Annotated in this window: 27 protein-coding genes and 2 pseudogenes; 18 read left to right on the top strand and 11 right to left on the bottom strand. The window is 68.9% G+C overall.

What is annotated here, in order from left to right; genetic code table 11:
* Positions 1–309: 309 nt before the first annotated feature.
* Genes AB8998_RS11855 through AB8998_RS11845 form a run of 3 tightly spaced genes read left to right on the top strand, consistent with a single transcriptional unit; the run spans position 310 to position 3478 of the window.
* Positions 310–1977, top strand: coding sequence for a nitrite/sulfite reductase (locus AB8998_RS11855; RefSeq protein ID WP_369738149.1), 1668 nt, complete (start codon positions 310–312; stop codon positions 1975–1977).
* Positions 1978–2021: 44 nt separating this feature from the next.
* A complete protein-coding gene (locus tag AB8998_RS11850) occupies positions 2022–2765 on the top strand; it encodes a phosphoadenylyl-sulfate reductase (protein ID WP_369738148.1) in 744 nt (247 codons plus the stop codon).
* Positions 2762–3478, top strand: coding sequence for a sirohydrochlorin chelatase (locus AB8998_RS11845; RefSeq protein WP_369738147.1), 717 nt, complete (start codon positions 2762–2764; stop codon positions 3476–3478). The genes AB8998_RS11850 and AB8998_RS11845 overlap by 4 nt, the downstream gene beginning before the upstream one ends.
* 16 nt (positions 3479–3494) lie before the next feature.
* On the opposite strand, the gene AB8998_RS11840 is transcribed toward AB8998_RS11845, so the two are convergent.
* The gene (locus AB8998_RS11840; RefSeq protein WP_369738146.1) at positions 3495–4439 is read right to left on the bottom strand and encodes a LysR family transcriptional regulator; all 945 of its coding nucleotides are present in this window, start codon (positions 4437–4439) and stop codon (positions 3495–3497) included.
* 80 nt (positions 4440–4519) lie between these two features.
* Here AB8998_RS11840 and AB8998_RS11835 point away from each other — a divergent pair, with 80 nt between their 5' ends.
* The 7 genes and pseudogenes from AB8998_RS11835 to AB8998_RS11805 all read left to right on the top strand — a co-directional run bounded on the left by AB8998_RS11835 (position 4520) and on the right by AB8998_RS11805 (position 11160).
* Positions 4520–5932, top strand: coding sequence for an FAD-dependent oxidoreductase (locus AB8998_RS11835; protein WP_369738145.1), 1413 nt, complete (start codon positions 4520–4522; stop codon positions 5930–5932).
* A gap of 32 nt (positions 5933–5964) precedes the next feature.
* Positions 5965–6291: a ferredoxin gene (gene fdxA, locus AB8998_RS11830; RefSeq protein ID WP_369738144.1), complete on the top strand. Its 327-nt coding sequence runs from the start codon at positions 5965–5967 to the stop codon at positions 6289–6291.
* A gap of 333 nt (positions 6292–6624) precedes the next feature.
* Positions 6625–6894, top strand: coding sequence for a transposase (locus AB8998_RS11825; protein WP_369738143.1), 270 nt, complete (start codon positions 6625–6627; stop codon positions 6892–6894).
* A pseudogene (locus tag AB8998_RS11820) lies at positions 6891–7822 on the top strand (IS3 family transposase). The gene AB8998_RS11825 and the pseudogene AB8998_RS11820 overlap by 4 nt, the downstream one beginning before the upstream one ends.
* Positions 7823–7864: 42 nt before the next feature.
* On the top strand, positions 7865–8680 hold the full coding sequence (locus AB8998_RS11815; RefSeq protein WP_369738142.1) for a PPE family protein, SVP subgroup: 816 nt from the start codon (positions 7865–7867) through the stop codon (positions 8678–8680).
* Positions 8681–8722: 42 nt separating this feature from the next.
* Positions 8723–9826, top strand: coding sequence for a PPE family protein (locus AB8998_RS11810; protein WP_369738141.1), 1104 nt, complete (start codon positions 8723–8725; stop codon positions 9824–9826).
* A 59-nt stretch (positions 9827–9885) separates the two neighbouring features.
* Positions 9886–11160 (top strand): alpha/beta hydrolase fold domain-containing protein, encoded by a 1275-nt coding sequence (locus AB8998_RS11805; RefSeq protein WP_369738140.1) that lies wholly within the window; start codon positions 9886–9888, stop codon positions 11158–11160.
* A 28-nt stretch (positions 11161–11188) separates the two neighbouring features.
* Here the strand turns inward: AB8998_RS11805 and AB8998_RS11800 are convergent, their stop codons facing one another.
* The gene (locus tag AB8998_RS11800) at positions 11189–11644 is read right to left on the bottom strand and encodes a protease inhibitor I42 family protein (protein ID WP_369738139.1); all 456 of its coding nucleotides are present in this window, start codon (positions 11642–11644) and stop codon (positions 11189–11191) included.
* A gap of 221 nt (positions 11645–11865) precedes the next feature.
* On the opposite strand from AB8998_RS11800, the gene AB8998_RS11795 reads away from it, so the two are divergent.
* The 6 genes and pseudogenes from AB8998_RS11795 (at position 11866) to AB8998_RS11770 (ending at position 18231) form a co-directional block, all read left to right on the top strand.
* Positions 11866–13455, top strand: a complete 1590-nt coding sequence (locus tag AB8998_RS11795) for a Na+/H+ antiporter (RefSeq protein WP_369738138.1) — start codon at positions 11866–11868, stop codon at positions 13453–13455.
* A gap of 35 nt (positions 13456–13490) precedes the next feature.
* Positions 13491–14456: pseudogene (locus tag AB8998_RS11790) on the top strand (AAA family ATPase).
* 42 nt (positions 14457–14498) lie between these two features.
* Positions 14499–15902, top strand: coding sequence for an acetolactate synthase AlsS (alsS, locus tag AB8998_RS11785; protein WP_369738137.1), 1404 nt, complete (start codon positions 14499–14501; stop codon positions 15900–15902).
* Complete coding sequence (locus AB8998_RS11780; RefSeq protein WP_369738136.1) at positions 15794–16186, top strand: thiamine pyrophosphate-dependent enzyme; 393 nt, start codon at positions 15794–15796, stop codon at positions 16184–16186. The genes alsS and AB8998_RS11780 overlap by 109 nt, the downstream gene beginning before the upstream one ends.
* Before the next feature lie 40 nt (positions 16187–16226).
* Positions 16227–16991: an acetolactate decarboxylase gene (budA, locus tag AB8998_RS11775; RefSeq protein ID WP_369738135.1), complete on the top strand. Its 765-nt coding sequence runs from the start codon at positions 16227–16229 to the stop codon at positions 16989–16991.
* 94 nt (positions 16992–17085) lie between these two features.
* Positions 17086–18231 carry a glycosyltransferase gene (locus tag AB8998_RS11770; protein WP_369738134.1) on the top strand — a complete coding sequence of 382 codons (1146 nt, stop codon included), beginning with the start codon at positions 17086–17088 and terminating at the stop codon, positions 18229–18231.
* 199 nt (positions 18232–18430) lie between these two features.
* On the opposite strand, the gene AB8998_RS11765 is transcribed toward AB8998_RS11770, so the two are convergent.
* The 5 genes from AB8998_RS11765 to AB8998_RS11745 form a co-directional block, all read right to left on the bottom strand.
* Complete coding sequence (locus tag AB8998_RS11765) at positions 18431–18568, bottom strand: hypothetical protein (protein WP_369738133.1); 138 nt, start codon at positions 18566–18568, stop codon at positions 18431–18433.
* A 15-nt stretch (positions 18569–18583) separates the two neighbouring features.
* Positions 18584–19063, bottom strand: coding sequence for an MPT63 family protein (locus AB8998_RS11760; RefSeq protein WP_369738132.1), 480 nt, complete (start codon positions 19061–19063; stop codon positions 18584–18586).
* A 137-nt stretch (positions 19064–19200) separates the two neighbouring features.
* Positions 19201–19548 carry a hypothetical protein gene (locus tag AB8998_RS11755; protein ID WP_369736315.1) on the bottom strand — a complete coding sequence of 116 codons (348 nt, stop codon included), beginning with the start codon at positions 19546–19548 and terminating at the stop codon, positions 19201–19203.
* A 171-nt stretch (positions 19549–19719) separates the two neighbouring features.
* Positions 19720–20769 carry a transposase gene (locus tag AB8998_RS11750; protein ID WP_369738131.1) on the bottom strand — a complete coding sequence of 350 codons (1050 nt, stop codon included), beginning with the start codon at positions 20767–20769 and terminating at the stop codon, positions 19720–19722.
* A 26-nt stretch (positions 20770–20795) separates the two neighbouring features.
* A complete protein-coding gene (locus AB8998_RS11745; protein WP_369738130.1) occupies positions 20796–21140 on the bottom strand; it encodes a helix-turn-helix domain-containing protein in 345 nt (114 codons plus the stop codon).
* A gap of 94 nt (positions 21141–21234) precedes the next feature.
* Here AB8998_RS11745 and AB8998_RS11740 point away from each other — a divergent pair, with 94 nt between their 5' ends.
* Complete coding sequence (locus AB8998_RS11740; RefSeq protein WP_369738129.1) at positions 21235–22359, top strand: IS630 family transposase; 1125 nt, start codon at positions 21235–21237, stop codon at positions 22357–22359.
* Here the strand turns inward: AB8998_RS11740 and AB8998_RS11735 are convergent.
* The 4 genes from AB8998_RS11735 to AB8998_RS11720 form a co-directional block, all read right to left on the bottom strand.
* A complete protein-coding gene (locus tag AB8998_RS11735) occupies positions 22325–22702 on the bottom strand; it encodes a hypothetical protein (protein ID WP_369738128.1) in 378 nt (125 codons plus the stop codon). The genes AB8998_RS11740 and AB8998_RS11735 overlap by 35 nt on opposite strands.
* A 101-nt stretch (positions 22703–22803) precedes the next feature.
* Positions 22804–22956 carry a hypothetical protein gene (locus tag AB8998_RS11730; RefSeq protein ID WP_369738127.1) on the bottom strand — a complete coding sequence of 51 codons (153 nt, stop codon included), beginning with the start codon at positions 22954–22956 and terminating at the stop codon, positions 22804–22806.
* Positions 22957–22976: 20 nt separating this feature from the next.
* Complete coding sequence (locus AB8998_RS11725; RefSeq protein ID WP_369738126.1) at positions 22977–23681, bottom strand: TetR/AcrR family transcriptional regulator; 705 nt, start codon at positions 23679–23681, stop codon at positions 22977–22979.
* On the bottom strand, positions 23665–24105 hold the full coding sequence (locus AB8998_RS11720; protein ID WP_369738125.1) for a hypothetical protein: 441 nt from the start codon (positions 24103–24105) through the stop codon (positions 23665–23667). The genes AB8998_RS11725 and AB8998_RS11720 overlap by 17 nt, the downstream gene beginning before the upstream one ends.
* Before the next feature lie 114 nt (positions 24106–24219).
* Here AB8998_RS11720 and AB8998_RS11715 point away from each other — a divergent pair, with 114 nt between their 5' ends.
* Positions 24220–25068, top strand: coding sequence for a sulfurtransferase (locus AB8998_RS11715; RefSeq protein WP_369738124.1), 849 nt, complete (start codon positions 24220–24222; stop codon positions 25066–25068).

The raw sequence follows: 25068 nt of genomic DNA, 5'->3' as shown, positions 1-25068 counted from the left end.
GCTGCCCCCGATCAACGTCACGCACAACCGTCCCAACGTCAACGTGAAGCCGCACACACAACGTCGGTTTGTGGGCTCACAACAAGGACACCTCTACTAAACTGCTGTTGACCGGCGCACCATGAATGTTGTGACCCGTAGGTCCAATGTTGTGCCTGCGGGCAACTCTTGCCGACAAACATAATTGTTGAAGTCGAGCTAGCCTGCTTTTAGGCGCGTGCTGCGGGGTGTGCAGCCCAAATGATCACCTGTGCGGCGCGCGGTTTAGGCCGGTAATCCATCGCCGGCGATGTTCGAGAAGGAGACGATATGACCACAGCCCGTCCCGCCAGGACTCGAGATGAAGGCCAGTGGGCGCTGGGAAGCCGCGACCCTCTCAACGACGCCGAGCAGATCAAGCACGACGACGGCCCGCTGAACGCGCGCGACCGGGTGATCAACAAGTACGCCAAAGAGGGCTTCGACAGCATCGACAAGTCCGACCTGCGGTTCCGTTTCAAGTGGCTGGGCCTCTACACCCAGCGCGAGCAGGGCTATGACGGCGGCTGGACCGGCGACGAGAACATCGACAAGCTCGAGTCCAAGTACTTCATGATGCGCGTGCGCTCCGACGGCAAGCCGATGTCGGCCAACACGCTGCGCGTCATGGGCCAGATCTCCACCGAGTTCGCCCGCGAGACCGCCGACATCGGCGACCGGGAGAACCTGCAGTACCACTGGCTCAAGATCGAGGACATCCCCGAGATCTGGCGCCGGCTCGACTCGGTCGGCCTGTCCAGCATCGAGGCCTGCGGCGACTGCCCCCGCGGCATCCACGGCAGCCCGCTGGCTGGCGACTCGCTCGACGAGGTGCTCGACCCGTCGCCCGCCATCGAGGAGATCATCCGCCGTTTCCTGGGCAACCCCGACTACGCCAACCTGCCGCGAAAGTTCAAGACCGCGATCTCGGGCCTGCAGGACGTCTCCCACGAGACCCACGACGTGGCGTTCATCGGTGTCAACCACCCCGAGCACGGCCCCGGCATGGACCTGTGGGTGGGCGGTGGCCTGTCGACCAACCCGATGATGGCCCAGCGCGTCGGCGTGTGGGTCCCGCTGGACGAGGTCCCCGACGTCTGGGAGGCCGTCACCGCGGTGTTCCGCGACTACGGCTACCGCCGGCTGCGCGCCAAGGCCCGGATCAAGTTCCTGGTCAAGGACTGGGGCGTGGAGAAGTTCCGCGAGGTCATGGAGACCGAGTACCTCAAGCGCAAGATGATCGACGGCCCGGCACCCGAGCCGGCGAAGCACCCGATCGACCACGTCGGCGTGCAGAAGATCAAGAACGGCAAGAATGCCATCGGCGTGGCCGCCATCGCCGGGCGCGTCTCGGGCACCATCCTGCAGAAGGTGGCCGACCTCATGGAGGAGGTCGGCTCCGACCGGGCCCGGTTCAGCCCCTTCCAGAAGCTGATCATCCTCGACGTGCCCGACGACAAGGTCGACTACATGGTCACCGAGCTGGACAAGCTCGGCCTGCCGTCGAACCCCTCGAACTGGCGCAAGAGCACGATGGGCTGCACCGGCATCGAGTTCTGCAAGCTGTCGTTCGCCGAGACCCGCGTGCGGGCCCAGTCGCTGGTCCCCGAGCTCGAAGAGCGCCTGTCCGACGTCAACGACAAGCTCGACGTGCCGATCACCGTCCACCTCAACGGCTGCCCGAACTCGTGCGCCCGCATCCAGGTCGCCGACATCGGGTTCAAGGGCCAGTGGATCGACAACGGCGACGGCACCTCGGTCGAGGGCTTCCAGGTCCACCTCGGTGGCGGCCTGGGCGACGAAAGCAACTTCGGCCGCAAGCTGCGCCAGCACAAGGTCACCAGCGCAGAGCTCGGCGACTACATCGACCGGGTGACCCGCAAGTTCCTCGAGCAGCGCGAGGACGGCGAGCGGTTCGCCAACTGGGCGCTGCGCGCCGAGGAAGCCGACCTCCGATAACACGACGACCAGCCCACTTTTCACGACTTGAAGGACACAACGAAATGACCGAAGTGGTGAACAACTTCACCGAGGAGCAGTTGCGTGAGCTGGCGGAGCGCGGCGCGGCCGAGCTCGACGGCGCCAGCGCCGAGGACATGTTGCGCTGGACCGACGAGCACTTCGGTCCCGCCGAGGGTCCGCGCGACTGGTCCACCAGCCGCTACATCGTCGCCTCCAACATGCAGGACGCCGTGCTGGTGCACCTGGCGGCCCAGGTGCGCCCCGGCGTGCCGATCCTGTTTCTGGACACGGGCTACCACTTCGCCGAGACGCTCGGCACCCGCGACGCGGTCGAATCCGTCTACGACGTGCACATCCTCAACGTCACGCCGGAGCACACCGTGGCCGAGCAGGACGAGCTGCTGGGCAAGGACCTGTTCTCCCGCGACCCCAACGAGTGCTGCCGCCTACGCAAGGTCGTTCCGCTGCGTAAGGCGCTGAGCGGCTACTCCGCCTGGGTTACCGGCATCCGCCGTGTGGAGGCCCCGACCCGCGCCAACGCCCCGTTCGTGAGCTTCGACGAGGCGTTCGGCTTGGTGAAGGTCAACCCGCTGGCCGCCTGGACCGACGAGGACATGCAGAACTACATCGACAAGCACGGCGTGCTGGTCAACCCGCTCGTCGACGAGGGCTACCCCTCGATCGGCTGCGCCCCCTGCACCGCCAAGCCCGCCGAGGGCGCCGATCCGCGCAGCGGACGCTGGCAGGGCCAGGGCAAGATCGAATGCGGGCTGCATAGCTCGTGAGCACGCTGATCCTCACCGCGCACGGCAGCCGCGATCCACGGTCGGCCGCCAACGCGCACGCTGTGGCCGAACAGCTGAGGAGCTTGCGGCCGGGGCTTGACGTGCGGCTGGGGTTCCTCGAGCTCAACGCGCCGCACTTCGCCGACGTGCTGGCCGGCCTGCCCGACGGCCGTGACGCGGTGATCAGCCCGTTCTTGCTGGCCAGCGCGTACCACGCGCGGCTGGACATCCCTAAGCAGGTCGCGGAGGCCGGCGCGCTGGGCGTGCGCCAGGCCGACGTGCTCGGTGAGGACGCCCGGCTGGTGTCGGTCGTGCGCGAACGACTCGCCGAGGTGGGGGTGTCACCGCACGACGAGGAACTCGGCGTCGTGGTGGTCGCGATCGGCTCGTCGCACGCGGCGGTCAACGCGCGCACCGCGCAGGTGCCCGCCATGCTGGCCGCCGGCACCCGCTGGGCCGGAGCCACGATCGCCTTCGCGACCCGGCCCGACCCGTCAGTGCCCCAGGCCGTTCACCGGTTGCGGCGCCGCGGCGCCCGCCGGGTCCTCGTGGCGCCGTGGTTTTTGGCGCCGGGCCTGATCACCGACCGCGTGTCGACCTACGCGCGCGAGAACGGCATCCCGATGGCGGCGCCGCTGGGCGCGCACCCGCTGGTCGCCGAGACGCTGCTGGACCGCTACGAGCAGGCGCTGGCCGAGGAAACCGCGGCCTGACGCCCGCCGCCCCACGTCACTTTTTCGGCCCGACCGAGGTGATGTGGCTGAGCAGGTCGCGTATCGCCCCCGCGGGCGGGGTGCGCCCGCCCACCCAGATGGCCCGGAACTGCCGCCGCAGGTCCAGCTCGGGAATGTGGACGGCGCGCAGCCGCCCGACCGCCAGGTCGTCGGCCACCGCCAGCTTGCTCATCGCCGCCGGGCCCGCCCCGGCCAGCACCGCCGCGCGCATCGCCGCGGCCGAGGTCAACTCCAAGACGGGCGGCGCTTGCCGCATGTCGTCGCCCAGCGCGTGACACAGCGCCGCGGTCAACGAATCCCGAATGCCCGAATGGGGTTCGCGGGCGACCAACGGCGTCTCCGCGAGCTCGCGGGCGGTGACGGCCCCCGACCGCCGGGCCCACTTGTGGGTGGGCGGCACCACGATCACCAGCTCGTCATGGCCCACCACAGCGGTGCCCAGCCCCTTGGGCGGGCCCGGGTTCTCGACGAAGCCCAGGTCGGCGGTGCCGTCGCGCACCGAGGCGATCGCATGCTCGCTGTTGGTGGCGGTCAGGATCACCTGCGGCAACGCACCGCCGCGCCGGGCCGCCGCAGCCTGCAGCGACACCAGCCAGTGCGGCATCAGCTGCTCGGAGATCGTCTGGCTGGCCGCCACCCGGATCTTCTCGCGGCCCTCCTTGCGCAGCGAGCTCATGCCCGCGTCGATCTCGCCGGCGAGCTCGAGCAGGCGGGTCGCCCACTCGGCGACGATCACACCGGCCGGCGTCAGCTGTGAGCCCCGGGTGGTCCGGACCGCCAGCGTCACCCCCACCTGGGCCTCCATCGAGGCCAGCCGCCGCGACACGGCCTGCTGGGTCAGCCCGAGCTCGCGGGCGGCGCGCCCGAGGCTGCCCGTTTCGGCGATCGCCAAAAACACCTCGAACGAGGCCAGATCGGGCATGCGGGGGCTGAGCGGCATGGTTGACACAACGATAGCTTGTGACACCACAACATCGAAACCTCTACTCGCGGCCTGTCGCTACTACCACCATGGACACCATGACCCGTCCAACCAATGAGGCACAGACACAGACGCTGGACCGGGGACGTCCCTACCACGTCGCCATCGTGGGTTCCGGTCCGTCGGGATTCTTCGCGGCAGCGTCGCTGCTGAAGGCCGCCGACAGCTCCGAGAATTTCGATGTCGCCATCGACATGCTGGAGATGCTGCCCACTCCCTGGGGTCTGGTGCGCTCCGGCGTCGCCCCCGACCACCCCAAGATCAAGTCCGTCAGCGCGCAGTTCGAGAAGACCGCCGAGGACCCCCGTTTCCGCTTCTTCGGCAACGTGCGGGTCGGTGAGCAGGTGCAGGCCGCCGAGCTCGCGGAACGCTACGACGCGGTGATCTACGCCGTCGGCGCCCAGTCGGACCGCGCGCTGGGGATTCCCGGCGAGGACCTGCCCGGTAGCGTCGCCGCAACGGACTTCGTCGGCTGGTACAACGCGCACCCGTACTTCGCGGAGATGGCGCCGGACCTGTCGGGGGCCCGCGCCGTTGTGGTGGGCAACGGCAACGTGGCCGTCGATGTCGCCCGCATGCTGGTGACCAAGCCCGACGTGCTGGCCGTCACCGACATCGCCGACCACGCACTGGACACCTTGCGCCCGTGCGGCGTCAAGGAAGTGATGCTGGTGGGCCGCCGCGGCCCCCTGGAAGCCGCGTTCACGACGGTGGAGCTGCGCGAGCTCGGCGAGCTCGAGGGCGTCGACGTGGTCGTCGACCCCGCCGACCTGGAGAACATCACCGACGAGGACGCCGCCGCGGCCGGCAAGATCACCAAGAACAACATCAAGATCCTGCGCGAGTACGCCGGCCGCACGGTCGATCCCGATAAGCGGCGAATCGTGTTGCGGTTCTTCACCTCTCCGATCGAGATCAAGGGAACCGACAGGGTCGAGAGCATCGTGCTGGGCCGCAACGAGCTCGTCACCGACGCCAACGGCCGGATGGTGGCCAAAGACACCGGCGCACGCGAGGAGCTGCCCGCGCAGCTGGTGGTGCGCTCGGTCGGCTACCGAGGGGTGGCCATCCCGGGCGTGGCATTCGACGACAGGTCTGGGACGATCCCCCACGACAACGGCCGGATCGACGGCAGCCGCAACGAATACGTGGCCGGCTGGATCAAGCGGGGCCCGTCCGGGGTGATCGGCACCAACAAGAAGTGCTCGCAGGAGACCGTCGACACCCTGCTCGCCGACCTGCAAGCGGCGCGCGAATCCGGTCAGGCCGAGCACGGCACCGACTACTCCGACGAACTCGCCGAGTGGCTGGCCTCGCGTCAGCCGCAGCTGGTCACCGCCGAGCACTGGCAGCTGATCGACCGCTTCGAGCGCGAGGCCGGCGAGGCCCACGGTCGCCCCCGCGCCAAGCTGGCCAACCTGTCCGAGCTACTGCGGATAGCCCACGGCTGACAGCCGTTCCGCTGATTAGGAAGGAACCTCTTGTGACATACGTGATCGCCGAACCCTGTGTCGACATCAAAGACAAGGCATGCATCGAGGAATGCCCCGTCGACTGCATCTACGAGGGCGCGCGGATGCTCTACATCCACCCCGACGAGTGTGTCGACTGCGGTGCCTGCGAGCCGGTGTGCCCGGTGGAGTCGATCTACTACGAGGATGATCTGCCCGCCGAGTACAGCGAGTACACCCAGATCAACGCCGACTTCTTCGCCGAGCTCGGTTCGCCGGGCGGGGCGTCGAAGGTCGGGCTGACCGAGAACGACCCCGCCCCGGTCAAAGCCCTGGAGAGCCGGGCCGAGGCAACATAACAGGCCTCTTCTGAAAGTTGGCTGCGCCGACCTCTGACAACGTCGTCAGAGGTCGGCGTTTTGTGCGTGCGCGACGGCCCTGACGAGCCCGCGTCCCGAAAACTCGCGTGTCCGGCGGGCAATAGCTGCCAAATCCGCATTCGGCCGAGAACAATACGAATCGTCGGGATTTGCTCGCGCGGTGGTCGGCAACCGGTGGTGAGGCGCCGACGCCTCCGGCGGTGCGCTTCCCGTCCCGTTTTCGCTGCAAGGCCGGATAAAAAGGTGAGGTTCCCCCGAGACCGTAGAGGCATCAGCTATAAGGGGTAGTGATGTCAGAGAAATGGAAGAAGTATGACCGTGAGTTCCGGGATGGGGGCTGTGCGGATCGTGCGGGAAACGGGTAAGCCGATCGCGGCGGTGGCGCGCGATCTGGGCATGAATCCGGGCACCTTGGGGAACTGGGTTGCCCAGGATCAGGAGCAGCGCGAGGGCCGTGGGGAGTTGTCCAAGGACGATCTGGCCAAGCTGAAGCGTTTGCGGGCGGAGAACGCCGAGCTGCGGATGGAACGTGATGTCCTCAAGCGATCAGTGGTCCTGTGGGTGAAGGAGGCGACGAAGTGAGCGTGCCACGCTTCATCGCCGACCAGAGGACCAAATATCTTGTGCCACATGATGTTACATGCCGTGCGCTGCAGGTCAGCCTGGCGTGGTTCTACAAGTGGCTGGGCCGCGCCGAGGACCCCGACGGGCTGCACATCGACACTGATCGGCGCCGCGCCGAGCTGGATGTGGCGGTCGCCGAGGCGTTCGCTAAGGCCAAGGGCTTGCATGGTTCCCCGCGACTGGTCGACGATCTGCGCGATGAGGGCTGGACGGTGTCGGTGAACACGGTCGCCGAGTCGATGCGCCGCCAGCAGCTGGTGGCGCGTCCCAAGAAGCGCCGCAACGGGTTGACCAAGCAGGACAAGACCACACCGAAGTTCGCTGACCTGGTCAAACGGGACTTCACCGCCGATGCACCGAACTGCAAATGGGTCAGTGACATGACGGAGATTCCCACCGACTCCGGGAAGCTGTATTTGGCGACTTTGATCGACCTGTACAGCCGGCGGCTGCTCGGCGCGGCAATGGGCCTGCACCCAGACGCCGAGCTGGCCTGTGCGGCCATCAAGATGGCCGTGGCGGCCCGTGGTGGCCGCGACGCGATCTGGCGCGACGAACTTGAGCAGCGGGTCATTTTCCACACCGACCGTGGCAGCACTTATACCGCCAGGGTGTTCACCAAGCTGTGTGCTGAGCTGGGGATCCGCCAATCCATGGGGGGGTCGGGTCGTGCTTCGACAACGCCGCGGCTGAGGCGTTCTTCTCCTCGTTGGAATGGGAAGTGTTGTCCCGCAACCGTTTCCGTGATACTGTTCAAGCTCAGGCGGTGGTCATCGACTGGTGTTACACCTTCTACAACCACCAGCGTCGACACAGCGCCGCAGACGGACTATCGCCTGTCAACTACGAGATCAGGGAAAACTGTCAGATGCCAGAAGCGGCTTAAGGAACCCTCCACGATCTCGGGGGAAGCACAAAGGAGACATCGATGTCGTTCGTGATCACCCACCCCGAAGCGCTGACCTACGCGGCCGGCAAACTGCAGACCCTCGGCTCCGCGCTGGCCGACCAGAACACCGCCGTGGCGGTCCCGACCACGAGCCTCGCGCCCGCGGGCACCGACGAAGTATCCGGTTTGCAGGCAGCGCTTTTCACGGCGTACGGCAACCTGTACCAGTCCATCAGCGCCCAGGCCACGGCGATCCACGAGCTGTTCGTGAAAACCCTGGGAACCAGCGCCGCCGCCTACGCGGTCACCGAGTCCACCAACTCCGTCGCGACCGCGTCGCCGCTGTCGGCGGTCTCCGGTGCCGTCAACGGGACCAGCGCGCAGGTCATACCCGCGGGATTGTCGGGTGGTTTCGCCAATATCGTCAACATCGGGGCGGGCAACTACTCCTCCGCCGCGTCGGACCTGCTCAACATGGCGGCCGGCGGGCTGCTTCCCACGCAGGAGGGGGGCCTTAGCGCCGGCCCCGTTGCTGCGGCGGGCCCGGGGCCTGCCCTGACCGCGGCGGGCCCGGCGGGCTTCGGCGGATCGCCGATCGCGGCCGGTCTCGGCCAGGCGGCCACGGTCGGGCGGCTGTCGGTGCCGCCCAGCTGGGCGGCGGGACCGGCCGCCCCGCCGGTCGGTCCCGGCGCCGCGACGTTGGCCGGCTGGACCGCCCCGCCGCCCCACGGCGCGGCGATGACGGCCGTGCCCGCCGGGATGCCGGCGGTCGCCGCGTCCGGCAAGGCCGGCGGCCTGGGCACCCCGCGCTACGGGGTCAAACCCACCGTGATGGGACGCCCGGCGGGCGTCTGAAAACCCAGGCCAACCGAAGCAAATCGAAAGGAGCGCAGCACAATGGATTTCGGAGCGCTACCCCCGGAAGTCAACTCCGCGCGCATGTACGCCGGTGCGGGCGCCGCACCCATGATGGCCGCCGCGTCGGCGTGGAACACCCTGGCCGCGGAGTTGAGCACGACCGCGGCCGGCTACGAGTCGGTGATGGCCGAGCTCACCGGTGATCAATGGACGGGTCCGGCGTCGGCATCGGCGACCGCCTCCGTCCAGCCGTACGTGGCGTGGCTGAACACCACCGCCGCGCACGCCCAGCACGCGGCCGCGCAGGCCACGGCGTCGGCGGCCGCCTTCGAGACGGCCTTCGCGATGATCGTTCCGCCGCCACAGATCGCGGCCAACCGGACCCAGCTGGCTGCGCTCGTCGCGACAAACCTGCTGGGGCTCAACACGGCGGCGATCATGGCGACCGAGGCCCAGTACGCCGAGATGTGGGCCCAGGACGCCGCCGCCATGTACGGCTACGCCGCCTCGTCGGCGCGGGCGGCGTTCCTGAACCCGCTGACCTCTCCGTCGGCGATCGCCAACCCGGCCGCCCAGACCGAGCTGGTACAGCTGATCTCGGCCGCACCTCGCACGATGGCCGCACTCGCCACACCCGCGCAGGCCGGCCCGATCGACAGCTTCCTGAGCATCCCGTTGGTAGCCAACGCAATCAACGGCGGAATCGACACGTCGGCGTGGTTCACCATGAACGCCATCCCCACCGCGGTGTCACTGGGTCACACCCTCAACGCCTCGTCGGGTGCCGCCGCCGCGGCGGGCGCCGAGGCCGCGGCGGGCGGCCTGGGCGGGCCGGCTCTGGTGGGCGCCGCACAGCCGGCCGCGGCGACGGGCATGGCCGGCCCGCCGATTCTGGCGGGGCTCGGGCAGGCGTCCACGGTGGGCCCGCTGTCGGTGCCGGCCAGTTGGTCGGCGGCGGCCCCGCCCGCCGAGCCCGCGGCGGCGGCGCTGGACGGATCGGGCTGGGCCGTCGCACCCGACGCCGAGGCCACGGCAGTTCCGGCCGGCATGCCGGCCATGGCCACCTCAGGGAAGTCACCGGGCTTCAGCGGCCCGCGGTACGGGGTCAAGCCCACCGTGATGCCCAAGTCCGTGCTGGTGTGAGACCCGGAAAACGACGGGACCCGGGGCCGGGGTCGCGGGCCGCCTCGTATGGTGTCGGCATGCGCGAAGCTCGAGTCGTCCACGTCCTCAGGCAGATCGGGTCGTTGGTCGTGACGGCGGTGACCGCCGTGTCCACCCTCAACGCCTACCGGCCGCTGGCGCGCCGCGGCTATCTGTCGCTGTTCTCGTTCATGTTCGGCCTGGTGGTCACCGAGCTGCCACTGCAGACCCTGGTCAGCCAACTCGGGGGGCTCGTGGCGACCGCCCGCCGCCTGGACCGGCCCGTGCGGGCGGCCGCTTGGGTGGTGGCGACCATCTCGGCGCTGGGCCTGCTGAACTTCAGCCGCGCCGGCCACAAGGCGAACGTCCCGCTGGCCGCGGCGCTGGACAGCGGGCTGGGACCCGACCGTTTGACCGAGTCGGGCAACCTGTGGCGCCGGCCGGCCGGCAGCGGCACCGCCAAGGCGCCGGGAGTGCTGCGGATGATGCGCATCTACCGCGACTACGCCCACGACTCCAACATCAGCTACGGCGAATACGGCAGCGCCAACCACCTCGATATCTGGCGGCGCCCGGACCTCGACCCGGCCGGCAGGGCGCCGGTGCTCTTCCAGATCCCCGGCGGGGCGTGGACGTTGGGAAACAAACGCGGACAAGCCCATCCGCTGATGAGCCACCTGGCCGAGCTAGGCTGGATCTGTGTGGCGGTCAACTACCGGCACAGCCCGCGCAACACCTGGCCGGCCCACATCGTCGACGTCAAGCGCGCGCTCGCCTGGGTCAAAGCGCACATCGCCGAATACGGCGGCGACCCCGACTTCGTCGCCATCACCGGCGGCTCGGCCGGCGGTCACCTCTCCGCGCTGGCGGCCCTGACGCCCAACGACCCGCGGTTTCAGCCGGGGTTCGAAGACGCCGACACCCGGGTGCAGGCCGCCGTGCCGTTTTACGGCGTCTACGACTTCACGCGTTTCAACGACGCGATGCACCCCATGATGCCGGGGCTCCTCGTGAAATCGGTGATGAAGGAACGGCCCTCCACGCACCTGGAGATCTACCGCACGGCGTCGCCGGTCAACCACATTTCCGCCGACGCTCCTCCCTTCTTCGTCCTGCACGGCCGCAACGACTCGCTCGTTCCGGTCGAACAGGCACGTGCCTTCGTCGGCGCGCTGCGGCCGGTCAGCCGACAGCCCGTGGTCTACGCCGAGCTGCCCCTCACCCAGCACGCCTTCGACATCTTCGGCTCGGCCCGCGCGGCGCACACGGCGGTCACCGTCGAGCAGTTCCTCGCCGAGGTCTACGCCACGCGGCGCCAGGTCTCCGCCGCCTGAGGGTCGCCCGAGACCGCCGCGCCGGCCCCTACTGCACGGTCACGATCGCGGTATAGGTGCACGCCGGTTTGCTGTCCTTGCCGACGAAGCTCGAGTAGTAGGTGGTGACCGTCGTGGTGCCCGGCTTCAGCGCGTCGAACGTCCACACCTCCGTGCCCGGCGCCCCCATCCGGTCGGTCGTCGGCTGCACGTACCGGTGGCCCGATTGCCGGACGATCGAGGAATCGCCGATGCGTGCGTCCGCCTGCCACCGGTAGGGGGTCGAGTAGTTCGAGCCCAGCTTCACCGTGAGCGTGTTGCCGACGCCGAGCGTGACGTTCTGAGTGATGTTGTCCTTGTGCAGGACGTCGTCCATCGAGACCTGCAGAGTTTTGTCCGACGAAGGGGTCCTGGACTGAAACGAGCAGCCCAAAGCCGCTGATGAGACGAGCACGACGACCGTCACCAGCAGCCTGATCTTCGCCAGCAGCACGTGTACCCCCATTTCCCTTGCAGCCTAATATCGCCGCCCGGCGCCGAGCCGCAGCCGGGTACCGAGACGGCCGCGGCGGTTGCTACCCCTCCTGACGGTGCCCGTTTCGGTGGCTGGCGGGCTTCGCGAAGGTGAACGGCCGGCGACTTCGGGCGGGCGGCGGGAGAACTCCCGGCGCCGACCCCGGCCAACCCGCCATGCGGGATCCGGGCGGTTCCGGCAGGATGGACTGAGTGTTTGGCCTCGTCGTCATCGTTGCGCTGGTGTCCGCGGTGATCGTGGGCACGGTCCTTGGGCATCGCTACCGCGTCGGCCCGCCGGTGCTGCTGATCCTGCTCGGCGGTTTGCTGGGGTTGATCCCCCGGTTCGGCGACGTGCGGATCGACGGCGAGATCGTGCTGCTGCTGTTCCTGCCGGCGATCCTTTACTGGGAGAGCCTGAACACCAGCTTCCGGGAGATTCGCAAGAACGCGCGCATCATCGTGTTCCTCAGCATCGCCCTGGTGATCGCCACCGCGGTGGCGGTGTCCTGGACGGCGCGGGCGCTGGGCATGGAGTCACACGCGGCGGCCGTCCTCGGGGCCGTGCTGTCCCCCACCGACGCCGCCGCCGTCGCCGGTCTGGGCAAACGGCTGCCGCGCCGGTCGCTGACCGTGCTGCGCGCCGAGAGCATCGTCAACGACGGGACCGCGCTGGTGCTGTTCGCATTGACCGTGCACGTCGCGATCGGCGGCGCCGCGGTCGGCCCGCTGGACCTGGTCGTGCGGTTCGTCGGCTCCTACGTCGGCGGCATCGTGTCCGGGATCGTGGTTGGCGGGCTGGTCACCAAGGTGCGCCGCCGCCTCGACGCGCCGCTCGAGGAAGGGGCCCTGAGCCTGCTCACCCCGTTCGCGGCGTTCCTGCTGGCCCAGTCGCTGCACTGCAGCGGGGTGGTCGCGGTCGGGGTGTCGGCGTTGATGCTCACCTACTACGGGCCGGTGGTGATCCGGGCGCGGTCGCGGCTGCAGTCATACGCCTTCTGGGACATCGCGACCTTCCTGATCAACGGTTCGCTGTGGGTGTTCGTCGGGGTCCAGATCCCGGGCGCGCTGCGCGGCATCGCCGGCGTCGAGGGCGGACTTCGACACGCCGCCTACATCGCGCTCGCGATCACCGGCGTCGTGATCGGGTCCCGAATCTTCTGGGGCGAGATCACCCCCGTGCTCATCCGTCTGCTCGATCGCCGCGATCTGCAACGCGCCCGCCGCGTCGGCTGGCGGATGCGCTTCGTCACCGCCTGGGCGGGATTCCGCGGCGCGGTGTCGCTGGCCGCGGCGCTGGCCGTGCCGATGACCACCCTGAGCGGCGCCCCGTTTCCGGACCGCAACCTGCTCGTCTTCGTCGTGATCGTCGTGATCCTGGTCACGGTCATCGTGCAGGGCAGCACGCTACCCGCCGTGGTCCGCTGGGCCCGGATGCCCGAGGATGTCGCTTTCGAAGCGGAGTTGCAGCTGGCCCGCAGCCGCGGCACCAAAGCCGCGCTGGCGGCGTTGCCGCTGGTCGCCGACAAACTCGGAGTCGACGAGGACCTGCTGGCCCGCATCCGCAAGGACTACGAGGAACGCGCCGCGCTGGTGCTCGCCAACGACGGCTCGGGAGCCACCGAGCTCGTCGAGCGCGACGACGTGGTCCGGCGGGTGCGCCTCGGGGTGCTCGAACACAAGCGCCGGGAGATCACCGCACTGCGCAACCAGAACCTCATCGACGACATTGTGCTGCGCGAGCTGCAGGAGGAGATGGACCTCGAGGAGGTTCGACTCCTCGAGGTCGCCGACGGCGACTGACGCGCCTGACGGTCGCCAACCGTACAGTCGGCGCCATGTTGCAGACGGTTGCGATCCGCGGGTACTGCTCACTGCGCGAGGTCGTCCTGCCGCTGGGCGGGCTGTCCGTCATCACCGGCGCCAACGGCACCGGGAAGTCGTCGCTGTACCGCGCGTTGCGGCTGCTGGCCGACTGCGGCCGCGGCGAGGTGATCGCCTCACTTGCCCGAGAAGGCGGGCTGCAGTCGGTGCTGTGGGCCGGTCCCGAGCAGCTGACCGGGGCCCGAAGGACCGGAAACGCCGAGGGCACGGTGCGCACCCGGCCGGTCACTCGAGCTGGGCTTTGCCGCTGAGGATTTCGGCTATCTGATCGACCTCGGGTTGCCGCAGTCGGCCGGGCCGGACTCCGCTTTCTCCCGTGACCCGCAGATCAAGCGGGAGGCGTTGTTCGCCGGGCCGGTGCCGCGGACCCCGCCACGCTGGTGCGCCGCGCCCACGGGCTCGCCGACGACGGCGGCGATCTGGCAGCCGCGATTCAGACGATCCTCGAGGCCGGGTTCGATGACCTGAGCCGCACCGTCGCGGACGCATTCGACGGTGCCGAGGTGTCGGTCGCCGTCCACGACGGGCTGTTCGACCTCGAATTGCGGCAGCCCGGGATGCTGCGCCCGTTGCTTGCGGCCGAATTGTCCGATGGCACATTGCGGTTCCTGCTGTGGGCCGCCGCCCTGTTGAGCCCGCAAGCGCCGTCGCTGATGGTGCTGAACGAACCCGAGACCTCCCTGCATCCCGACGTGGTCCGACCGCTCGCGTCGCTGATCCGCTCCGCGGCGGCACGGACGCAGGTCGTGGTGGTGACCCATTCCCCCGCACTGCTGGAGTTCCTCGACGCCGTGCCGATCGCCGAGGCCGGCCCGGCCGGGCGCGCCGTCGAGATCGAGCTCTACAAACAGTGAGGTGAGACACGCGTCGCCGGCCAGGGCCTGCTGACCACACCGCCGTGGGACTGGGGCAGACGCTGAGACGACGCTGCACTACCGCGGCCCAGGGGCCAGACTGACTACATGGTGTTCAACAAGTCCGCCAAACCGGTGCGCAGCGCGGACAAGATCGTTGAGGTGCTCTCGGCGCAGGGCGTCGAGTACGTCTTCGGCGTGCCCGGCGCCAAGATCGACGCCGTCTACGACGCCCTGGCCGACGCCGGCCCGCGGCTGGTGGTGTGCCGCCACGAGCAGAACGCGGCGTTCATGGCCGCGGCGGTCGGCCGCCTCACCGGTGTGCCGGGCGTCGTCCTGGTGACGTCGGGCCCCGGCACCGCCAACCTGGCCACCGGGCTGCTCACCGCCAACACCGAGCAGGACCCGGTGGTCGCGCTGTGCGGGGCCGTGCGCCGGGAAGACCGCCTCAAACGCACGCATCAGTCCATGGACGCCGCAGCGTTGCTCAAGACGGTCACGAAGTTCACCGGCGAGATCAACGACCCCGACAACGCCGCCGAGGCCACCGTCGCGGCGTTCCGCGCGGCGCTCAGCGCGCCGCGCGGCGCGGCCGCCGTCGTGCTGCCCGCCGACGTGCTGGCCGCCCCGACCACCGCCGGCATCACCGACCGCCTGCCCGTCCCGCCGCTGGCGGCGGCCCCGGCGTTCGCCATCGAGAGGGCGTGCGAACTCATTCGCGGCGCACACCGCCCGGCGCTGCTCGTCGGCAGCCGCGGCGCCGACCCGGAAAGCTGCCTGGCGCTGCGTGCCCTGGTCGCCACGACAGGGCTGCCCGTGGTGGAAACCTTCCAGGCCGCCGGGGTGGTGTCGCGCAACCTCGAGGACTACTTCCTGGGCCGGGTGGGCCTGTTCCGCAACCAGCCCGGCGACGTCGTCCTGGGCCAAGCCGACGTGTTGATCGCCGTCGGGTACGACACTGTCGAATACGACCCCGTGCTGTGGAACGGCGACGTCGCACGCACCGTCGTGCACATCGACTCGGTGCCCGCCGACATCGACAACCACTATCAGCCCACCTGCGAGCTGATCGGCAACGTCGCGGCCACTCTCGGGTCGCTGAGCGACAAGCTGGCCGACCTCACGCTCACCGACGGCTACCGGAGCCAGATCGCCGGGCAGCGAAAGGCGCTGCGCGACATCGATGCCGCCGCGCGCGATCACACCCCCGAGGGCCCCGGCCTCGACCCGGCCGCGGTCGTGCTGCGGCTGCGCGAGGAACTCGGCCACGACGACCAGGCCACAATCACCTGCGACATCGGCTCGGTCTACATCTACATGGCTCGCCACTTCCGGGTCTACCAGCCCAGGCGCTGCTGTTCTCCAACGGCCAACAAACCCTGGGCGTCGCCCTGCCCTGGGCGATGGCCGCCTGCCTGGTGCGCCCCGGCACCCCGGTGGTCTCCGTATCCGGCGACGGCGGATTTTTGTTCTCCGCGCAGGAACTCGAGACGGCTACCCGCCTGGGCCTGACGTTCACCCATATCGTCCTGCGCGACAACGCCTACGACATGGTGGGCTTCCAGGAGGTCCTGAGATACGGACGCACGTCGGGGGTTGCACTCGGCGACTACGACATCGTCTCCTACGCGGCCGCCTTCGGCGCCCGCGGCCACCGGGTGGAAACCCTCGACGACTTCGGTGCCACGGTGCGCCGGGGCCTGGCCGAGCCGGGCGTCTCGCTGATCGACGTTCCCGTGGACTACAGCCGCAACGCCGAGTTGGCCGCGGACCTGCACGCGGACTCCTTCGAGTAGGCACGATGGACGCCTCCGGTGCATACGAGCGCTTCCGGCATTGGGCCACAGCACTCTCGCTCATCAGCGGGCCGACTCCGAGGTGTATCAGTTCTCGACGATCGGCGCGCTGCTGGACGGGGTCTACGACGGCGACGTCACGGTCGCCGAGATCATGCGCCACGGCGACTTCGGCCTGGGCACCTTCAACCACCTCGACGGCGAGATGGTGGTCCTGGACGGCGTCTGCTACCGGTTGCGCGCCGACGGAACCGCCGCCCGGGCGGAGCCGACCGATCGCACGCCGTTCGCGGCGGTCACCCGATTCCACGCCGACTTCGAGTTCGACATCGCCGAACCCACCGCCAGGTCGGCGGTGATCGACGCCATCGACCACCGGATCGCAAGCGCCAACCTGATTTACGCGATCCGGGTCACCGGCCGGTTCCGCGAGCTGCGTACCCGCACGGTGATGGCCCAGGAGCCGCCCTACCCGCCGTTGACGCAGGCGACCGAGGACCAGGCCGAAACCGTGTTCACCGACGCGAACGGCACACTGGTCGGCTTCCGCACCCCCGACTTCGAGCAGGGAATCGCCGTCGCCGGTTACCATCTGCACTTCCTCGACGCCGACCGCACCGCCGGTGGCCACGTCCTCGACTTCGTCCTCGAGCGCGGGCGGGCCGCGGTCAGCGGCGCCGCACAGCTGCACCTGAGCCTGCCCACCTCCGGCGCGTTCCTCGACGCACGGCTTTCCGGCGCTGAGCTCGCCGAGCGGATCGACCAGGCCGAAGGCCCCCGGGCCGGTCGGCCGCCCAAGCCGTGACGTGAGCTACACCCGATAGGGAATTCACGGACTGTTCAGGCCGCCGTCGGTTCGGCATCGTTGACTGCACACGCGCACCGCGTGTCCTCACGATATGCGTGTTGTCCAGGTCGCCAACTTCTACGGCCCACGGTCCGGCGGCTTGCGCACCGCGGTCGACCGGTTGGGCGCGGAGTATTGCGCCAGCGGGCACGAGGTCTTCCTGATCGTTCCCGGTTCGTTTCCCGAACGGACCCTGCTGCCGACGGGCGTGATACGAATTACTCTGCCCGCCAGGCTAATTCCTCTGACGGGTGGCTACCGAGCGGTGCTGCCGGGCCCCGTCAAGGCCCTGCTGGAGGCGCTGGAGCCCGACGCGCTGGAGGTGTCCGACCGGCTCACGCTGCGGTCCCTGGGCCGCTGGGGCCGCGCACACGGCGCCAGGACGGTGATGATCTCCCACGAACGCCTGGATCGCCTTGTGGGACAGATACTCCCGCGCCGCCCCGCCAAGAAGTTCGCCGACCTCGCCAACAGGCGCACCGCGGCCGACTACGACACCGTGGTGTGCACGACGGGCTTCGCGCGCGAGGAGTTCGACCGCGTCGGCGCGTCGAACACCGTCACCGTCCCGCTCGGCGTGGACCTGCAGACGTTCCACCCGCGGCGCCACTCCTACCTGGTACGCCGGCGCTGGGCGACGCCGCAGCAGATCCTGCTGGTCCACTGCGGCCGGCTGTCGGTGGAGAAGCGGGTCGACCGCAGCATCGACGCGCTCGGCACCCTGCACCACGCCGGCGTCGACGCCCGGCTGCTGGTCGTGGGCGAGGGGCCGTTGCGCGCCCGGCTCGAGCGGCAGGCCGCCCGGTTGCCGATCCACTTCACCGGCTTCGTCAACGACCGGCACACCGTCGCCGGGCTGCTGGCGTCGGCCGACGTGACCCTGGCGCCCGGCCCGCACGAGACATTCGGGCTCGCCGCGCTGGAATCGCTGGCGTGCGGGACCCCGGCCGTGGTCTCGCGCACCTCGGCGCTGACCGAGATCATCACCCCCGACAGCGGCGCCCTGGCCGACAACGACCCCCGGGCCATCGCCCACGCGGTCGGCGCGATCGTCCGCCGGCCCGAGTTCCACCGACGCTCCTCCGCGCGCCGCCGCGCGGAGGACTTCACCTGGCAGCGGGCCGCGGCCGGCATGCTGGCGTCGCTGGAAACCCGCGGCGGGGGCGGCCGGGACGGCGATTCGGAACACACCGCCTAGGGCGCGGGGCGCCAGGTGTCACTGTCGCGGTTGGGCGATCCATTCGCAGGCCTGCCCAGCCTCCGCGGTGGGGAAGACCCGCAGTTGGGCTGGCATCAGGAACCCGAAATTCCTGTCCCGCGCCGGATCCTCAGGACCACGTTGGTGTCGTCCCAGACCGCTCCGGCGTCACGCCATCGAAATCGGCGGGCACCTCGTACTACACCCACAGCTTGTCTTGCCGGGTGAACCTGTCGTCGACGTCGGGCATCAGGACCATTTCGTAGTCGGCCTTGGTGACATGGCCGTGGCAGGCGAACGCCGCGTCGTCGGGGAACCCCTGCAGACGCTCAATCATCCTGCCGCCCAACCACTACGGGCCCCATATGAGGAGGTCTTCCATGCCGTTGTTCATCGTGACGGTGTTCGGCGACGGACCCGTGACGTCGAAGTGGATCTTGCCGGTCGACTGGGCGCCTTCGGGGATCGTGGCCCCGCTGATGTTGGTGGGGCTCGCGACGAACCACAGCACCCGGTAGGCGGCCTCGTTGGGGGCGACGGCGTTGAACTGCGAGATGGCCGGGGTGACGCTGCCCTGGATCGCCCGGACGGTGACCGTGGCCTCCCACAGTTTGCCGGCAGGGGTGTAGCCGGGCGTCTCGTCGTTGCTGGGCTGTAGACCGCCGACTTTGTAGGCCAGCACGACCTGGCCGACGGTGTCGGTCATCGTCAGTTCGCTGCCGAGCTTGCCGACGATCGGGTAAGCCGCCGAAACGGTGGGCGCGACAACGATTCCGGCCAGCGCCAGGACCGCGGCCGCCACCGCCGTCGCTATCATCGAGGTGACCTTCATTGGTGTCCTCCCAACTGGTGCGAACAACGCAATAGTCGGCGGGCAGCCGACTCCGGGAGCCTGATTCTGTTCGCCGCGCGTTCGCGCCGATAGGGCCGTTCGGCCCGACAACCGTGGGACCTAAGTGGTCTTGCCCGTTAATTCGTCGGGGGTTGTTGCCATGCGGTGGGGTCGCCGAGGTAGAGGCCACAGGCGCAGTCGAGGGCTTCTTCGGGACTGCCCGAGGGAGTTCCGTTGGGCAGGAATGAGTCTTCATATTTGTCGCTGCTGGCCAGGTAGATGGCGAATCCCCAGATGCTGGCCGAGCCGTTGTAGCGCAGCCGCATCAAGGGCATGACGGCTTGGTCGGGCAGGGCGGCTTCGACGTAGGCGAATTGGCCGTGGAATCGGGTGGTGATCGCGCTCAGCTGCGGCCACCTGTTACTGGCATGTTCGCGCAGCTTCCAGCGCAGTGAATTCTTGGTTGATTCCGGTGGTTTCGGCATGGCTTCGATGGTGCCCGATCAGCGTGGCGCGGGCCGGTCATCGGCGTGTCGTGACCAGCCCGTGATCCGCCAAAATGTGACGGTTGAGGCATGAGTGATGGATGTGACGACAGGGTCGGGGCCCGGGCATGGTGAGGTGTTTCTGACTTTGCGATAGACATTCGCGTTTGATCAGACAACATCGTCGGGATCCTGTATGGGTTGAGTGTGCCTTTGCTGGCGGTGCCAGGCAAGTCGGCGGTTGCGGGCGGATTCGAGCCCGGCTTGGCGTGCTTTGCGGATGGCCTCCCCTCGTCCTTCGTGTTCGTCGTTGGGCGTGACATAGCCGATGCCGGCGTGCAACCGGACTCCGTTCCAGAATTGGCGGGTGACGGCAAGTTCGGCGCGCAGGGTGGCGGGGTCCTCGATCGCGAGCAGGTGCGGGAACTCGGCCTTGAGGTGCCCGTTGAAACTCTCGATCCAGGCTTGATCGGTCGGCGTTCCGGGGCGTCCGAAGTGCTGGGCGATCGCAGACATGGCCATGAACTCCCGCGTCGAGCCCGACGTCATCTGGGGACCGTTATCGGACACCGCGAGCAGGATCGGCCGGGCCTGGTCGTCGATGCCGATATCGACCAGGCCGTCGGCGCGTCGCTCAACGGCCTGCAGGAGTCCCTCGATGTCGAGCGCGTCGGTGAACCCGATCTCGACCTGGGTGGAGGTTTCCTCAGCGGAGACGACCTCGGTGATCCACTTGCGCGAGACCAAATCCTGAATGATCAACACTGCCATCCCCGCCCTGGTGAAGTGCGTCGTATCGTAAATCCAGATCGAGTTCGGCTTGTAGTCCACCCAATCCGGGAAGGGCTTGCGTTGAGAACGTCCAGGCTTGGGAAGTGGTCGAAAGTGCTTGTCCGCCAAGAACAGGACCCGACGAACACTCGACGGTGACACCCATACCCGGCCCAGATAAGAGCCGCGGTGAGCAAGCTTGCGGTGCGAGCGGTCGGTCTCGCCCCACTGGTCGAACAACGCCAAGATCTCGCTGACTTCTTCGTCGAGCAGCCCATGCATGGGCGACCCACCAGGGATCTTGTCGACCAGCTGGCCGATCGCTCGGCGAGCGATCCAGCGATGTGCCCGCAGCTCGCCGAGCTCCAACGCATGGCATGCCTGGCGCAGTGTCCAACCTTCATCGACCGCCTGGTCGAGCAAGCCCAACAGCGCCGTCTTGGTGGCCACGTCGACACGGTGTGGGACTCGGCCACTTAGCCCCAGCGCCCTTTTCCCTCGACCAACGTCAGCCGCACGGCCATCTCCTTGAGTGCCTCGGACAGCCGCGCGTTCTCGGCCTTGGCGGCATCGAGTTCGTAGTCGCGTTGGCGGGCCGCCGCGCCTGGCTTGGCTGCCGCCAGCGCGGCCAGCGCACCTTCCTTGGCGATCGTGCGGACGCGCATGATCGTCGTGCGATCCACCTGATGGTTGGCGGCGGCCTCGGCGATCGTCACCTCCTGGCGTACCAGCTGCAGCCATATCTCGTACTTCTGCGACGGGCTCAAGAACCGCTTCGGGCGACGGTGCGAGCGGTCGCCACCAGAGTTTGCTTCGGACATGATCAGATCCTCCAAGAGAGCTCGGAGAACCCGTCGGATGTCGTCTGATCGACACACCGATCTCTATCGCGAAGTCAGACGCAAAACAATGGTGATGGTCAGCCCGCACCGGATCACGCTGAGCGCCCAAGACCGCGACACCCTCAACGGGTGGGTGCGCGCCGGGGCCACACCACAAAAACTGGTGCTGCGCGCGATGATCGTGTTGCTGGCCGCCGACGGCGCGCCGAACGCGGCGATCGCCGAGGAACTGGGCATCTGCGTGGACACCGCGCGTAAGTGGCGGGCCCGGTTCGCCGGCAAGGGCATCGAGGGCCTGGCCGATGCGCCGCGTTCGGGGCGCCCACCGATCTACACCCCGGCCGACCGGGCCAAGGTCACCGCTTGGGCGTGCGAGCTGCCCGCCGAACACGACCTGCCGCTGTCGCGATGGAGTGCTGTGGATCTAGCCGCCCAACTGCGCCGCGACGGCATCGCGGCATCGGTGTCCACGGTGCGCCGCTGGCTGGACCACGATGCGCTCAAACCATGGCAGCACCGATCGTGGATCTTCGTGCGCGACCCCGACTTCGAGGCCAAAGCCGCCGTTGTGCTCGAGTTGTACGCCCGCACCTATCAGGGCACCCCACTGGGAGCCGATGAATACGTGATCTCCGCCGACGAGAAACCCTCGATCCAGGCCCGCGACCGGTGCCACCGCACCGTAGCGACCCGGCCGGGGCGCCCGATGCGGGTCAATCACGACTACCACCGCCGCGGCGCGCTGGCGTATCTGGCCGCCTACGACGTGCACCAGGCCCGGGTCTTCGGCCGTTGCGAGACCTCCACCGGCATCAAGGCGTTCACCCGACTGGTCGACCAGGTCATGACCAGCCAGCCCTACGCATCAGCCACGCGGGTGTTCTTCATCGTCGATAACGGCTCCTCACACCGCGGTATCGCCGCGATCGACCGGCTCAGCGCCCGCTACCCGAATGCGACCATGATCCACACCCCCGTGCACGCCTCCTGGCTCAACCAAGTCGAGATCTACTTCTCCATCGTCCAGCGGAAAGTACTCACCCCCAACGACTTCCCCGACCTCACCGTGCTCGAGCAACGCCTGGCAACATTCCAGGATTGCTACAACCGCACCGCCGAACCATTCCGCTGGCGATACACCAGCGCTGACCTTCACCAACACCTCACCCGGCTCGACCACCACACCCCTGCCGCATGACCCCCGACGAATTAACGGGCAAGACCACTAAGTCGACAGCGCGATCATCCCGGTGGGAGCGGCGCGGGTGGATGGCTGGTCCGTCTCCCCCGCAGCCGGACCGCGCCCTCGACGAGCACCGCACCCCACAGGAACCCGCCCAGGACCCAGAGCTGTTGCCGTAGAGGGTCGCGTTGATCACGCTCGCGGTGGAGACCACCGCCGCGACGCCGATCAGGTTGAAACCCGCCGGGCCCAGGAACGGTCGCGCGGCGACGGCCAGCGCGTAGTCACGGCCGATCTGGGCGAGGTCGAGGTTGTCGACGGCGGCGAAGGCGACCAGGACGTAAAGGGCGATCACCACGCCGATCGAAATCCCTTACGCCAGCGGCAGGCTGCGCCGCGGATCCTTCGCGTCCTCGGCGGCGTTGGCGATCAGCTCGAAACCCTCATACCCCAGTAAGATCAGCGCACCGGCGTAAACAACCACGTCGGGCCCAGCACCGAGAAGATGCCGCCATCGACCATGCCGGCGATGCCGATCGACACCAGCGCCGCCACCCCGAGTTCGCCTGCGGGATGCCGACCGCTGGTGTCGGAGGGGCGTGCGGACGGCATCCGCCAACTTTAGGGTGCGGTCAGCAATGTCGGGGCGGCGCCGCGACCATCGCCTCGACCTGGGCGCGCGAGAGTGTGGCGATGCTTCCGTCGGGCAGGCCCAGGATGCGGTCCGCGGCCAGCCCGTGCAGCCGGAACCGGGCTGTCAGGGCGTCGACCGCCCGCTGCCGCGCGGGCTCGTCGCCGGGCTGCAGCGCAGCCAGCACCTTCGAGTTCGTGCGCGCGGCAAGGCCGTAGATCAGGTCGGCGGCCCCTTCGGGGTCGAAGGTGTCGAACACCCCCTCGCCGACCCCCTCGGCGACCAGCCGCGTCAACAGGGGCAGAAACAGCGCTTCCTCGGCGGCCAGCACGCGCCCGTAGAGGTGGGCGTTGTCCGGGCGCAGCAACGACGCCATCGCGGCCAGCTGCTCCGGTGCGGCCATGCGCATCTTGACGTCGAAACCGGCCCGCAGCGCGGCGTTGAGCCGGGCCAGCGCGCCACCCTCGCATTCGGCGACGACCTTTTCGACCGCGTCGAAAGCCGAGCGCGCGCCACGTTCGGCCAGCGCCGCGATCAACGCCTCCTTCGACGGAAACCAGTGGTAGAAAGCCCCTTTGGAGATGCCGGCGGCGGCGATCAGATCGTTGAGGCTGACGTTGTCATAGCCGCGCCGCAGGAACAGCCCCGCCGCCAGGTCGAGCAGTTCGGCCCTGCGGACGTCGGGATGCTTAACGACCCGGGGCACGCGGGCGGTCCTCGGGCTTCCAGCCGACATAGGTCAGATACATTCCGGCCGCGGCCAGGCAGAGGAACAACGCCCAGATCACCGCCGTCTCCCCCGCCCCGTAGAGCGCCTTGCCGGCGGCGTCGTACGCCCCGGGAACGGTCAGCAGCAACACCCCGCGTATCGCCAGGAACCAGCCCAGCAGCGACACGATGATGGCCGCCGGACCCCGCCAGTACTGGTGGAACGCGATGATCACCAGACCGAACATCAGAAGGATCGCGCCGAACAGCCAGGGCCACATCGGGTTCGCCTGGAACTCGGTGAACAGCGTGCGCATGTAGGAGCCGCGCACCGCGACCGTGGTCGGCACGACGGTGAACCAGGGTCCCAGCACCCGGGCGGACATGCGGGTGCGGAGCTGCGACTGCTGCGGTGTGGCCATTGTTCTCCCTCCGGGGTCGTGGCCGATGGTAACCGACCAGTGGTCGGTATGCCAGACCGCCGGTCGACTCGGCGCGCGGCTAGGCTTCCTCCGAGGCGACGAGGAGGTGACCGCGTGGAGGCGCGCGACCGGGTGCTGATCACCGTCACCGAACTCGCCGCCCTCATCGAGGCGGGCGCTGCGCTGAGCGTCCTGGACGTGCGGTGGCGGCTCGACGAGCCCGACGGGCGGGCGGCCTACGGGCGGGGTCACCTGCCGGGCGCGGTGTATGTGTCCCTCGAGGACGAACTCAGCGACCACACCGTCGCCGGCCGCGGACGTCACCCCCTGCCATCGGGCCGTGACCTGGAGGCGGCCGCGCGCCGGTGGGGCGTCCGGCACGACGACGTTGTCGTGGTGTCCGACGACTGGAATCGAGCGGGCTCCGCGCGGGCGTGGTGGGTGCTGACCGCGGCCGGGCTCGCCGACGTGCGCATCCTCGACGGCGGGCTCGGCGCCTGGCGGTCGGCCGGACACCGCCTCGAAACCGGCCACGCCACCCCGCGGGCCGGGAATGTGACTGTGCCGCATGATGATATCTATTCCGGTCGCCGGCCCACGTTGACCGCCGAGCAGTCGGGGTCGGGGCAGCTGCCACTGCTGGACGCGCGGGCGCCCGAACGCTTCCGCGGCGACGTCGAACCGCTCGACCCGGTCGCCGGTCACATCCCGGGCGCAACGAACCTGCCCAGCGGCGACGTCCTGGCGGCCGACGGCACGTTCCTCGGCGACGAGGCCCTGCGCCGGCTGCTGGCCGACCGGGGCGTCGACGGCGAGGTGGGCGTGTATTGCGGCTCGGGGATCACCGCCGCGATCACGATCGCGGCGCTCGCCGCGACGGGCCGCCGGGCGGCGCTGTATCCGGGGTCGTGGTCGGAGTGGAGTTCGGATCCGGCCCGCGCCGTGAGCCGAGGTCCGGAATAG

Source organism: Mycobacterium sp. HUMS_12744610 (assembly GCF_041206865.1).
Taxonomy (GTDB): Bacteria; Actinomycetota; Actinomycetes; order Mycobacteriales; family Mycobacteriaceae; genus Mycobacterium; species Mycobacterium servetii.
This window is presented reverse-complemented; position numbering and strand designations above follow the sequence as displayed.